This is a genomic window from Nonomuraea glycinis (genome assembly GCF_014646515.1).
Taxonomy (GTDB): Bacteria; Actinomycetota; Actinomycetes; order Streptosporangiales; family Streptosporangiaceae; genus Nonomuraea; species Nonomuraea glycinis.
In genome coordinates this window covers 434,976-446,648 of the sequence record NZ_BMNK01000006.1, presented here as the reverse complement: position 1 = coordinate 446,648, position 11,673 = coordinate 434,976, and the positions used below count along the sequence as shown (strand labels likewise).

The window sequence follows — 11,673 nt, the reverse complement described above, 5'->3', positions numbered from 1 at the left end:
ACTACCCCATAGGTAACGGTTGAGTTTCGGCACGTTGACGCCCGCACGCCGTACGGGCACTCTTGTGGGAGCGCTCCCAAAGACCTCCAATCGCGGGACTGTCGCGATCTCACCTCCCACGATCCACACCCAAAAGGGGTACGGAATGACGAACCACAAGCGCTCCGTCGTGACCGGTGTCCTGGTCACCGCACTGGCCGCCGTGACGGCCGCCTGCGGGGGCGACGCGACGCCGGCGTCCTCGGCCGGTGCGACGGCGGCAGCCGAGCCGGTCACGATCAACGTGCACACCTTCGGCGCCGGCGAGAACTTCGGCTACGACGCGGCCGTCGAGAAGTGGAACGCCGAGCACCCGAACATCCAGATCAAGTACTCCAACCTGACCGACAGGTTCGAGGACGTCTACCTGCCGCAGCTGCTGCAGCGCCTGCAGGCCGGCAGCGGCGCCGGCGACGTCGTCGGCATCGACGAGGGCGCGATGGGCCTGCTGGCCGCCCGCCCGCAGTTCTTCACCGACCTCGGCGAGCACGGCCTGCAGGACCGCAAGGCCGACTTCCCCGCCGCCAAGTGGGAGACGGGCGTCAACGCCGACGGCAAGCTGTTCGCGCTCGGCACCGACATCGGTGGCATGACGATGTGCTACCGCAAGGACCTGTTCGAGAAGGCCGGCCTGCCCACCGACCGCGAAGAGGTCGCCAAGCTGTGGCCGGACTGGAACGCCTACCTCGAAGCGGGCAAGAAGTTCCAGGCGGCGACCAAGGACGCCAAGTGGATGGACGGCCCCAACACCATCTACAACGTGATCCTCGCGCAGGAGGCGCCGAAGAACGGCAACGTCTCCTACTTCGACAAGAGCAACCAGCTCGTCCTCGAGACCAACCCGGCGGTCAAGACGTCCTTCGACTGGGTGCAGCGCTTCAGCAAGGAAGGGCTGACCGCCAAGCTGCAGGCCTTCACCCCACCGTGGACCAAGGCCATCAAGGGCGGCGGCTTCGCCACCATGGGCTGCCCGGCGTGGATGCTCGGCGTCATCTCCGGCGCGGCCGGTGAGAGCAACAAGGGCAACTGGGACGTGGCAGCGGTGCCGGGCGGCACCGGTAACTGGGGCGGCTCCTGGCTGGCCGTGCCCAAGCAGACCAAGCACCCCAAGGAAGCCGCCGAGGTGCTGAACTACCTCACCGGCAAGGACGGCCACATCGCGGCCTTCAAGGAGGCGGGCGCCTTCCCGAGCTCCCTCCCCGCCCAGCAGGACCCTGAGGTCGCCGGGCTGAAGAACGAGTACTTCAACGACGTGCCGACCGGTGAGATCTTCTCCGCCTCGGTGAAGGACCTGCAGCCGGTGTTCCTGGGCGAGAAGCACGCTCAGGTGAAGACATCGGTGGAGAAGGTGCTCGAAGGCATGGACCAGGGCGCGGTGAGCTACGAAGAGGCCTGGTCCAAGTTCACGGCCGCGGGCGTCAAGGCAGCGGGCTGACCCCTCGCCGCCCTCTGGAACGGGTGGCGCCTCCCTCTTCCCCCCTGGGCGGGCGCCACCTCTCCCGACCTGGCTCGAAAGGCTTCCATGACTGTTCAGTTAGCGCCCGCCCCGCGGCAGGCGCACAGGAAGCGGACACCGCCGCAGCGGCGGATGGCCCGCTTCGACCTCAGGGGTGTGCCCTACCTCCTGGTGTCACCATATTTCCTGCTCTTCGCCATCTTCGGGCTCTTCCCGCTCGGCTACACGCTCTGGCTCTCCCTGCACGACTGGGAGCTGGCTGGGGACAAGAGCTTCACCGGCCTGGCGAACTACACCGAGCTCATCGTGGACGCCGAGTTCTGGAACGCGGTGTTCAACACGGTCGGCATCTTCGTCCTGTCGACCATCCCCCAGATCGTGCTGGCGCTGCTGCTGGCCAACGCGCTCAACAAGCGGCTGCGCGGCCGGCTGCTGCTGCGCCTGGGCGTGCTGCTGCCGCTGGTGACCTCGGTCGTGGCGGTGGCGGTCATCTTCAGCGGGCTCTTCGCCCGCGACTACGGCCTGTTCAACTGGATGCTCGGCCTGGTGGGCGTCGAACCGATCGCCTGGCAGAACGAGAAGTGGTCGTCCTGGATCGCGATCGCCACGATGATCGACTGGCGGTGGACCGGCTACAACGCCATCATCCTGCTGGCCGCCATGCAGACGATCCCCAAGGACCTCTATGAGGCGGCGGCGCTCGACGGCGCGTCGGCGCGCGTCCAGTTCTGGAAGATCACGATCCCGATGCTGCGGCCCACCATCGTGTTCGTCGTCTTCATCTCCACCATCGGCGGCCTGACGCTCTTCACCGAACCGGTGATGTTCGAGGGCAACCCGCAGATGACGGGCGGCACCACCGGCCAGTACCAGACGGTGGCGATGTTCGTGGTCGAGGCCGCCTTCCGCAACTACGAGATGGGCTACGCCTCGGCGGCGGCCTGGCTGCTGTTCGTCCTGATCCTGATCGGGACCGCGGCCAACTACTGGTTCACCCGCCGAATCGGGGGTTCGCGATGACGACCGTCCAGTCCGGAAACCGCATGTGGGACGCAGGGGCTCTCACAAAGGTCGTGCTGGCGCTGGCACTGCTGCTGTCGGCGTTCCCCATCTACTACATGTTCATCATGGCCACCCGGAGCAACGAGGAGGCCCTCGACGTGCCGCCGCCGCTGTTGCCCGGCGGTCAGCTCGGCGAGAACGTCCGGCGGCTGCTGGCGACCGAGGACGCGTACTTCGTCACGGGGCTGATCAACTCGGCGATCGTGTCGGTGACGGTCACCGTGTCGGTGGTGCTCATCTCGACGCTGGCCGGCTTCGCCTTCGCCAAGCTCCGCTTCCGCGGCTCCAAGATCATGCTGGGCCTGATCCTGGTCACCATGATGGTGCCGCTGCAGCAGATGGGCGTCGTGCCGTTGTACGAGCTCATGGTGACGCTCGGCTGGACCGGCCAGCTGCAGGCGGTGATCCTGCCGTTCCTGGTCAACGGGTTCGGCGTGTTCATGATGACGCAGTACGCCTCGCAGGCGGTGCCCGACGAGCTGGTGGAGGCGGCCAGGGTCGACGGCGCCACCACGATGGGCATCTACCGGATGGTCATCCTGCCCGCGCTGCGGCCCGGCATGGCGGTGCTCGCCCTGCTGGTGTTCATGCAGACGTGGAACGAGTTCATGTGGCCGCTGATCGTGCTGCTGCCGGAGAACCCGGTGGTGCAGACGTCGATCGCGGCGCTCAACCAGGCCCACGGCACCGACTACGTGATGCTGTACACCGGCACCGCCGCCTCGGTCATCCCACTGTTCGTGGTCTTCGTCCTGTTCGGCCGCCAGATCGTCGGCGGACTGATGGAAGGTGCGGTCAAGGCGTGACGACTCAGGAGGAGCGAACTCGCTCCCAGCTACGCTTCCCTACCGGGTTCTCCTGGGGTGCGGCCACTTCGGCGTACCAGATCGAAGGGGCGGTGACGGCCGACGGCCGCGGCACCTCGATCTGGGACACCTTCACCAGGACCCCCGGCAGGGTGGTCGGCGGTGAGCACGCGGACGTGACCATCGACCACTACCACCGCTACCGCGACGACGTCCGGATCATGGCGGACCTGGGGCTGAGCGCCTACCGCTTCTCGGTGTCCTGGCCGCGCATCCAGCCGGACGGGTCCGGGCAGATCAATCAGAAGGGGCTCGACTTCTACAAGCGTCTCACCGACGAGCTCCTCGCGCACGGCATCGACCCGTGGCTGACCCTCTACCACTGGGATCTGCCGCAGACGCTGGAGGACGCCGGCGGCTGGCCCAACAGGGACACCGCGCTGCGCTTCGCCGACTACGCGGCGGTGGTGCACGAGGCGCTGCACGACAGGGTGCACACGTGGAGCACCGTCAATGAGCCGTGGTGCGCGGCCTTTCTGGGTTACGCCTCGGGCGAGCATGCTCCGGGACGCCGCGAGCCCGAGAACGCGATCCGGGCCGCGCACCACCTGAACCTCGCCCACGGCCTGGCCGTGCAGGCCATGGACGCGCGGCGGGTGGGGGGCTGCGTCAACCTGTACGCGATCACCCCCGCCGGTTCGAGCGAGGAGGACCTGGACGCGGCGCGCCGGATCGACGGGCTGCAGAACCGGTTCTTCCTGGACGCCCTGCTGACCGGCCGTTATCCGCAGGACGTGCTCGACGACCTGGCGATGGACCTGTCCTTCGTCGAGGACGGCGATCTGAAGACCATCAACGCGCCGATCGACCTGCTGCTGGTGAACTACTACAGCCGCTTCACCGTCTCCGGCGCGGCCGGTGGCGGCAGGGCCTCCGCGGCGGCGGCGCCGGTCGAGACGGCCTCGCCGTGGATCGGCAGCGAGCATGTGTCGTTCGTCAACGCCGGCCGGCCGGTCACCTCGATGGGCTGGGAGATCGACGAGAGCGGCCTGCTGGAGGTGCTGCGGCGGGTGGCGCGCGACTACCCGCCGGTCGCGCTGGTGATCTCGGAGAACGGCGCCGCCTTCGACGACGTCCTGGAGGGCGAGCGGGTGCACGACGCCGAGCGGCGCGCGTACCTTGAGGCCCACCTGCGCGTCTGCAGGGAGGCGATCGATTCCGGGGTGCCGCTGGAGGGCTACTTCGCCTGGTCGCTGATGGACAACTTCGAGTGGGCCTGGGGCTACGGCAAGCGCTTCGGGCTCGTGCACGTCGACTACGAGACCCAACGACGCCTGCTGAAGGACAGCGCGCTCTGGTACGCCGAGATCATCCGGCAGAATAGGCGCCATGAACCGACCGACTCTTGAGGCCGTGGCAGCTCGGGCCGGCGTGGGCCGGGGCACCGTGTCGAGAGTCATCAACGGCTCGCCGAATGTGAGCGACCGGGCCCGCGAGGCCGTGCAGCAGGCGATCCAGGAGCTTGGTTACGTGCCCAACCGGGCGGCGCGGGCGCTGGTCACCCGGCGCACCGACACCGTCGCCCTGGTGGTGTCGGAGTCGGAGTTCCGGGTGTTCGACGAGCCTTATTTCGCCGGCACCATCCGGGGCATCGGCTCGGCGCTCACCGAGACGGGCCTGCAGCTGATCCTGGCCATGGCACGTTCCCCCGAGGAGCACGTCAGGCTGGAGCACTACCTGACGGGGCAGCACGTCGACGGCGTGCTGCTGCTGTCGCTGCACGGCGCCGACCCGCTGCCGCGCAGGCTGGAGGCGATGGGCGTGCCGACCGTGCTCGGCGGCAGGCCCATCGGCCTCACCCCCTTCAGCTATGTGGACATGGACAACAGGGCCGGCGCCCGGCAGGCGGTCAAGCACCTGCTGGGCCTCGGCCGTTCGAAGATCGCCGTCATCGCCGGGCCGCAGGACATGGGCGTGGGCGTGGACCGGCTGGCCGGCTACCGCGACGCGGTGCTGCCCAGCGGCCGGCCCGAGCTGGTGGCCTACGGCGACTTCTCCGAGGAGAGCGGCGCGGCGGCGATGAGCGAGCTGCTGGCCGCGCACCCCGGCCTCGACGCGGTGTTCGCCGCCTCCGACCCGATGGCGCTGGGCGCGATGCGGGTGCTCAGGGCGGCGGGCCGGGCGATCCCCGAGGACGTGGCGGTGATCGGCTTCGACGACTCGAAGGCGGCGCTGCACGCCGATCCGCCGCTGACGACGGTCCACCAGCCGACCGAGGCGATGGGCCGGCAGATGGCGCTGCTGCTGGTGGCCCGGATCCACGGCGAGGAGCTGCGCCAGCCGGTGATGATCCTCGACACCCATCTGGTGCACCGCGAGTCGGCGTGACCTGGACGTTCGGCAGCACCTGGCCCCACAATCAAGTTCCGTGGACAGCAGGACGAAACGTCGCTTATCCCCCGCCGAGCTCGACGCGCTGGCCCGGCGCGCCCTCGGCGCCGGGGTGGCCGAGCACACCGAGCTGACCGACGGCTTCGCCAACGCGGTCTGGCGGCTGCGGCTGGACGACGGCCGCGAGGTGGTGTGCAAGCTGTCGCCGCCGCCCGAGCTGGACCAGCTCTCCTACGAGCGCAACCTGCTGCGGATGGAGGCGTCGGCCTACGAGCTGGCGGCCGGCGCGGGGGTGCCGGTCGCCAGGCTGCTGTGCGCCGGGTTCGACGATCCGGTGCTCGGCGGCGACTACCTGATGCTCGGCGTGCTGGACGGCGTGCCCTGGAACACCGTCCGGCCCGACGGCGAGGACGGGTTGCGCCGCGAGCTGGGCCGGCTCCTGGCCCGGCTCAACACGGTGACCGGCGAGGTGTTCGGCTATCCGCACGCGGGGATCACCGGCTCCACGTGGCGGCAGGCGTACCTCGCCATGGTGGACGCGCTGCTCGCCGACACCGTGCGGTACCCCACGCCGCTGCCGGCGCCGGCGGCGCGGATCCGCGCCGTGCTGGCGGCGGCCGCGCCCGCGCTGGACGAGGTGACCACCCCGCACCTGGTCCACTTCGACATCTGGCCGGGCAACGTGTTCCTGGACCTGACGGGGACGCCGCGGATCCAGGCGATCATCGACCACGAGCGGGCCTTCTGGGGCGACCCGCTGGCCGAGTTCGCCACGCCGACCCTCTTCGGCGAGCTGCGCGAGGACGATCCGCTGCTGGCGGGCTATCGCGAGGTGACGCCGATGGAGCTCACCCCGGCCGCGCGGGTCCGGCTCGACCTCTACCACGCCTACCTCTACCTGATCCTGCTGGTGGAGAACGGGCCCCGGCAGTATCCGGAGGCGGAGTACGCGCGGATCCGCGATCGGTGCGTCGCCTCGCTCACCGGCGTGCTGGACCGCCTCCTGCCGGTCGGCTAGCACGGCCGGTTCATGTTCCGGGCAACTCGGCGAGCAGGATGGGCTGGGTGGTCGGCAGGTCGGAGCCGCTGGAGGGCTCGATCGTGAGGCCGACGTGCGCGTCGTCCGTGCGCGGCCGGGCCAGCACGGGGGTGGACAGGCCGTCCGCGCGCCGGTCGAGGCGCCCCGCCGGGCGCGGGCCGTCCGGGCCCATCAGCCACACCTGGTAGACGCCGGCCGCCGGGAGCTCGGGCAGGCCGGACGCGGTGACGAGCAGGCGGCCCTGGTCGCGGGAGACCACGAGGACGGCGGTGCCGCCCGCCGTCACCGGCTGCCGCACCGTCCGCGCGTCGGGCGCGGCCAGCACCTCGGCGACGGCCGCGTCTCGCGCCCGCAGCTCTCCCAGGTCCCGGCGGGCGTCGAAGGCCAGGACCCCCAGCACGGCCGCCGCCGCCATCGACACCGCCGCGAGCCCGGTCACCGCCTTTCCCCGCCACCTACGGCGCTCGCGGGGCGGCCGCATCAGGTGGGCGGTGGCCAGGACGCGGGGGCGGAGGGTCGTGGGCGGGGCGGTGGCAGCGGTGAGAGCGAGCCGGGCGGCGCCCTCCCGCAGCCGGCGCACCTCGGCCGGGCATACGGGGCAGGCCGACAGGTGCTCCTCATAGGGGACGATGTCGGCCGACGGCAGGGCGTGCACGGCGTAGGCCCCGGCAAGGGCGTGGAGCTCGTCCGGAGCATGGGCCCCGGTGCGGCGGTGGGGCCCGTCCGGGGTGTTGGCCCCGGTAAGGGGGTGGAGCTCGTGCGGGGTGTTGGCCCCGGTAAGGGGGTCGAGCTCGTGCGGGGTGTGGGCTCCGGCGAAGGGGTGGAGCTCGTCGTCCATGGCGCTCCCAGGTCCGCTGGCCCTGACCGCTCTGGTGAGCGGGGGCTTTCGCTGGTGATTCGGTGTTCGGAGCGCTCCGGATGCGGTACTTGCCATTTCCGTGGGAGATGACACAATCTCATCAGGTGATGAATAATGACATGTGTAATCGCGGGCGGCGGCCCGGCGGGCGCCATGCTCGCCCTCGTCCTGGCCAGGAGCGGCGTCGAGGTGACGCTGCTGGAGAAGCACGCGGACTTCCTGCGTGACTTCAGAGGTGACACGATCCACCCGTCGACGCTGCAGGTGCTCGACGAGCTCGGCCTGGCGGACGACTTCCTGAAGCTTCCGCATCGCAAGGCGTACGAGATCAGTCTGCTGACCGACGCGGGGCCGATGCGGCTGTCGAGCCTGCGGCCACTGCCGGGTCCGTACAACTACATCGCGTTCGTCCCCCAGTGGGACTTCCTCGACCTCATCACGGCCAAGGCCGCCACCTACCCCACCTTCCGTCTCCTGATGGAGGCGGAGGCGTACGACCTCATCCGCGAGGACGGCGTCGTACGCGGGCTGCGCTACCGGGACGCCTCCGGCGAGCACGAGCTCAGGGCGGACCTGACCGTCGCCGCCGACGGCCGCGGCTCGGTGCTGCGCGAGCGCGCGGGGCTGGTGCCGGAGGAGCTCGGCGCGCCGATGGACGTGCTGTGGTTCCGGGTGCCGCGCGCGGACACCGATCCGGAGGAGACGTTCCTGCGCGTCTCCAGCGGCCACCTGATGGTCGCGATCAACCGCGAGAGCTACTGGCAGCTCGCCTACGCGATCCCCAAGGGTGGCTTCGACCGGCTGCGGAGCCAGGGCATCGAGGCGTTGCGGGGGCCGGTGTCGAGGCTGCTGCCCTTCCTCGGCGACAGGGTCGGGCAGATCCGCGGCTACGACGACATCAGCATGCTCACGGTCGCGCTGAACCGGCTGCGCCGCTGGCATCGGCCCGGCTTCCTGTGCATCGGCGACGCGGCGCACGCCATGTCGCCGGTCTTCGGCGTCGGCATCAACCTGGCGGTGCAGGACGCGGTGGCGACGGCCAACCTGCTGGCGGGCTCGCTGCGCTCCGGCGCCCCGATCCCGGAGTCCACGCTCCACCTGCTGCAGAAGCGCCGCATGCCGCCGACCAGGGTGACGCAGGCGGCCCAGCGGCTGGTGCAGAACAGGCTCATCCGCCCCGCGCTGAAGAGGCAGTTCAAGCCGCCGCGCATCCGGCCCGACCTGGCCCGCGTCCCGCTGCTCAACCGCGTGACCCGCCGTTTCATCGGCCTTGGCGTCAGGCCGGAGCACGTGGCCGTCGCGCCGCTGGCGGGACGGCCTTCTCATAACGTGGACATTGCGGTCGGTGCTGAGGAGCCAGTGGAATACCCTCGTATGTCGTGAGCGCACTGAGCAATTCGCTGAACCTCGATTCCTGGCGAGCCCTCCCCGCGGCCCAGCAACCTGACTGGCCCGACCGCGCGGAGCTCGATAAGGTCGTCGCCGAGCTCGGCGGCCTGCCCCCGCTGGTCTTCGCCGGAGAGTGCGACCAGCTCAAGGACCAGCTGGCGGCCGTCGTCCGGGGCGAGGCGTTCGTGCTGCAGGGCGGTGACTGCGCCGAGACGTTCGCCGGGGCGACCGCCGACAATGTGCGCAACAAGCTCAAGACCCTGCTGCAGATGGCGATCGTCCTCACCTACGCCGGCAAGGTGCCCGTGGTGAAGATCGGCCGCCTGGCCGGGCAGTTCGCCAAGCCGCGCTCCAAGAACACCGAGACGCGCGCCGGCATCGAGCTGCCCGCCTACCGGGGCGACATGGTCAACGGCTTCGACTTCACCCCCGAGTCGCGCATCCCCGACCCGGCGCGGCTGCTCAAGGCCTACCACTCCTCCGCCGTGACGCTCAACCTGGCGCGGGCCTTCACCAAGGGCGGCTACGCCGACCTGCGCCAGGTGCACGCCTGGAACCAGGACTTCGTCGCCGAGTCGCCCGCCGGCCGCCGTTACGAGCAGCTCGCCAGGGAGATCGACCAGGCGCTGGCGTTCATGCGGGCGTGCGGGGCGGACCCCGAGGAGTTCCACTCGGTGGAGTACTACTCCTCGCACGAGGCGCTGATCCTCGACTACGACCAGGCGCTCACCCGCGTCGACTCCCGCACCGGCCTGCCGTACGACGTGTCGGCGCACATGGTGTGGATCGGCGAGCGCACCCGCCAGCTCGACGGGGCGCACGTGGAGTTCTTCTCCCGCATCCGCAACCCGATCGGCGTCAAGCTCGGCCCGACCACCACCCCCGACGAGGCGCTCGCGCTGATCGACAAGCTCAACCCGGACAACGTGCCGGGGCGGCTGACGTTCATCACCCGGATGGGCGCTTCCAAGATCCGCGAGTTTCTGCCGACGCTGGTCAAGGAGGTCACCGCCTCCGGCGCGCAGATCGCCTGGATCTGCGACCCGATGCACGGCAACACCTTCGAGGCGCCGAGCGGGCACAAGACGCGGCGGCTCGACGACGTGCTCGACGAGGTGGCGGGCTTCTTCGAGGTGCACCGTTCGCTCGGCACGCACCCGGGCGGCATCCACATCGAGTTCACCGGCGACGACGTGACAGAGTGCGTGGGCGGCGGGCACGAGATCGCCGAGGGTGACCTGGCGACCCGCTACGAGACGGCCTGCGACCCGCGGCTCAACCGGGGTCAGTCGCTGGACCTCGCCTTCCGTGTGGCCGAGCTTTACCGCGGCTGACAGTTAGCCGTCCAGCGGAGCATTCCCACCCGGCATACCCGGCGATCTCCTATGATCGCCGGGTAAAGGCCGAAATTTGGGAGTATGTGGTGGATAGCGCCCCCGAGGGCATCGACTCGAGCGTGCCCAACGTCGCGAGGATGTACGACTTCTTCCTTGACGGGAAGGACAATTTCGCAGCCGACCGCGAAGCAGCCGAGCGAATCATGAAGCTGTTCCCCAACACCAGGGACTCCGCGCAGCAGAACCGTGGTTTTCTGCGTCGCGCCGTGCAGGCGGTGACGGCGAGCGGCGTGGACCAGATCGTGGACCTGGGCGCGGGCCTGCCCACCCAGGGCAACACGCACGAGATCGCGGGCGGCGCCCGTGTGGTGTACGTGGACTACGACCCGGTCGTGTGCACGCATGGTCGTGCGCTGCTGGCGCGGGGCCAGAACGTGGACTTCCTGGAGGCCGACGCCAGGAAGCCGGAGGAACTGCTCGCCCTCCTGGAGCCGATGATCGACTTCGATCGCCCGGTGGCGTTCATGATGCTGGCCATCTTGCACTTCATCCCGGACGACAGCGCGTACGACATCGTGGCGAAGCTGCGCGACGCCAGCGCGCCGGGCAGCCACCTGATCCTCAGCCACGGCATCGACGACAAGCCGGACACCACGCCGGAGGCGCTGGAGGTCTACAACCAGGCCACCGCCTCGCTGAACCTCAGGACGCACGAGGAGATCCTGCGCTTCTTCGACGGCTACGAACTGCTGGAGCCGGGCCTGGTCTATCCGAAGGACTGGCGGCCGGACGCCGAGCGGCCCAAGAGCGGCATCAGGAGCAACCCCGGCTACGCCGGGGTCGGGCGCAAGCCCTGAAGATCGCCTGGAAAGAGTACGGCCCCGCCCGGGGAACCCGGCGGGGCTGTTCTTTGTTCAGTCCTGCTCGGCGTTCTTCAGCTCCTTGTCGAGCTCGGACCTGATCTCGTCCATGTCGAGGGCGCGCACCTGGCTGATGAGGTCGGTCAGCGCGGGCGCGGGGATGGCGCCGGGCTGGGAGAAGACCACGATGCCGTCACGGATGGCCATGAGCGTCGGGATCGACCTGATGTCGAAGCCCTGCGCCAGTGCCTGCTCCTGGTCGGTGTCGATCTTGCCGAAGGTGATGTCGTCGTTCTCCTCCGACGCCTTCTCGAAGATCGGGCCGAACATCTTGCAGGGTCCGCACCATTCCGCCCAGAAGTCGAGCAGGACGATCCCCTTGTCGGCGATGTCGTTGAAGTTCTTCTCAGTTACTTCGATGGTCGCCACAAGTGG

The 11,673-nt window shown here is 69.6% G+C and carries 11 protein-coding genes; 9 read left to right on the top strand and 2 right to left on the bottom strand.

Annotated features, from left to right (window positions below; all coding sequences use genetic code 11):
• The first annotated feature begins 145 nt into the window (after positions 1-145).
• The 6 genes from IEY87_RS20340 to IEY87_RS20315 all read left to right on the top strand — a co-directional run bounded on the left by IEY87_RS20340 (position 146) and on the right by IEY87_RS20315 (position 6,772).
• Entirely contained in the window at positions 146-1,474 is a 1,329-nt protein-coding gene (locus IEY87_RS20340) for an ABC transporter substrate-binding protein (protein ID WP_189140265.1), read from the top strand.
• 87 nt (positions 1,475-1,561) lie between these two features.
• Entirely contained in the window at positions 1,562-2,515 is a 954-nt protein-coding gene (locus tag IEY87_RS20335; protein ID WP_189140264.1) for a carbohydrate ABC transporter permease, read from the top strand.
• Complete coding sequence (locus IEY87_RS20330) at positions 2,512-3,363, top strand: carbohydrate ABC transporter permease (protein WP_189140263.1); 852 nt, start codon at positions 2,512-2,514, stop codon at positions 3,361-3,363. The genes IEY87_RS20335 and IEY87_RS20330 overlap by 4 nt, the downstream gene beginning before the upstream one ends.
• The gene (locus IEY87_RS20325) at positions 3,360-4,772 is read left to right on the top strand and encodes a GH1 family beta-glucosidase (RefSeq protein WP_189140262.1); all 1,413 of its coding nucleotides are present in this window, start codon (positions 3,360-3,362) and stop codon (positions 4,770-4,772) included. Before IEY87_RS20330 ends, IEY87_RS20325 begins: the two co-directional genes overlap by 4 nt.
• On the top strand, positions 4,753-5,751 hold the full coding sequence (locus tag IEY87_RS20320) for a LacI family DNA-binding transcriptional regulator (protein ID WP_189140261.1): 999 nt from the start codon (positions 4,753-4,755) through the stop codon (positions 5,749-5,751). The genes IEY87_RS20325 and IEY87_RS20320 overlap by 20 nt, the downstream gene beginning before the upstream one ends.
• Positions 5,752-5,791: 40 nt before the next feature.
• Positions 5,792-6,772, top strand: coding sequence for a phosphotransferase family protein (locus IEY87_RS20315; protein WP_189140260.1), 981 nt, complete (start codon positions 5,792-5,794; stop codon positions 6,770-6,772).
• A 10-nt stretch (positions 6,773-6,782) separates the two neighbouring features.
• Here the strand turns inward: IEY87_RS20315 and IEY87_RS20310 are convergent, their stop codons facing one another.
• Positions 6,783-7,631 (bottom strand): anti-sigma factor, encoded by an 849-nt coding sequence (locus IEY87_RS20310; RefSeq protein WP_189140259.1) that lies wholly within the window; start codon positions 7,629-7,631, stop codon positions 6,783-6,785.
• A gap of 135 nt (positions 7,632-7,766) precedes the next feature.
• On the opposite strand from IEY87_RS20310, the gene IEY87_RS20305 reads away from it, so the two are divergent.
• The 3 genes from IEY87_RS20305 to IEY87_RS20295 all read left to right on the top strand — a co-directional run bounded on the left by IEY87_RS20305 (position 7,767) and on the right by IEY87_RS20295 (position 11,235).
• Positions 7,767-9,035, top strand: coding sequence for an FAD-dependent oxidoreductase (locus tag IEY87_RS20305; RefSeq protein ID WP_189140258.1), 1,269 nt, complete (start codon positions 7,767-7,769; stop codon positions 9,033-9,035).
• On the top strand, positions 9,032-10,375 hold the full coding sequence (locus IEY87_RS20300; RefSeq protein WP_189140257.1) for a class II 3-deoxy-7-phosphoheptulonate synthase: 1,344 nt from the start codon (positions 9,032-9,034) through the stop codon (positions 10,373-10,375). Before IEY87_RS20305 ends, IEY87_RS20300 begins: the two co-directional genes overlap by 4 nt.
• 89 nt (positions 10,376-10,464) lie before the next feature.
• Positions 10,465-11,235 (top strand): SAM-dependent methyltransferase, encoded by a 771-nt coding sequence (locus IEY87_RS20295; RefSeq protein WP_189140256.1) that lies wholly within the window; start codon positions 10,465-10,467, stop codon positions 11,233-11,235.
• Positions 11,236-11,292: 57 nt separating this feature from the next.
• Here the strand turns inward: IEY87_RS20295 and trxA are convergent, their stop codons facing one another.
• Positions 11,293-11,667 (bottom strand): thioredoxin, encoded by a 375-nt coding sequence (gene trxA, locus IEY87_RS20290; protein ID WP_189140255.1) that lies wholly within the window; start codon positions 11,665-11,667, stop codon positions 11,293-11,295.
• Between the last annotated feature and the right edge of the window lie 6 nt (positions 11,668-11,673).

What these genes read in the sequence shown, in the direction of transcription:
- IEY87_RS20310 (WP_189140259.1), bottom strand. Translation starts at nt 7,631, where the DNA reads ATGGACGACGAGCTCCACCCCTTCGCCGGAGCCCACACCCCGCACGAG.
- IEY87_RS20330 (WP_189140263.1), top strand. Translation starts at nt 2,512, where the DNA reads ATGACGACCGTCCAGTCCGGAAACCGCATGTGGGACGCAGGGGCTCTC.
- IEY87_RS20335 (WP_189140264.1), top strand. Translation starts at nt 1,562, where the DNA reads ATGACTGTTCAGTTAGCGCCCGCCCCGCGGCAGGCGCACAGGAAGCGG.
- IEY87_RS20320 (WP_189140261.1), top strand. Translation starts at nt 4,753, where the DNA reads ATGAACCGACCGACTCTTGAGGCCGTGGCAGCTCGGGCCGGCGTGGGC.
- IEY87_RS20305 (WP_189140258.1), top strand. Translation starts at nt 7,767, where the DNA reads ATGACATGTGTAATCGCGGGCGGCGGCCCGGCGGGCGCCATGCTCGCC.
- IEY87_RS20340 (WP_189140265.1), top strand. Translation starts at nt 146, where the DNA reads ATGACGAACCACAAGCGCTCCGTCGTGACCGGTGTCCTGGTCACCGCA.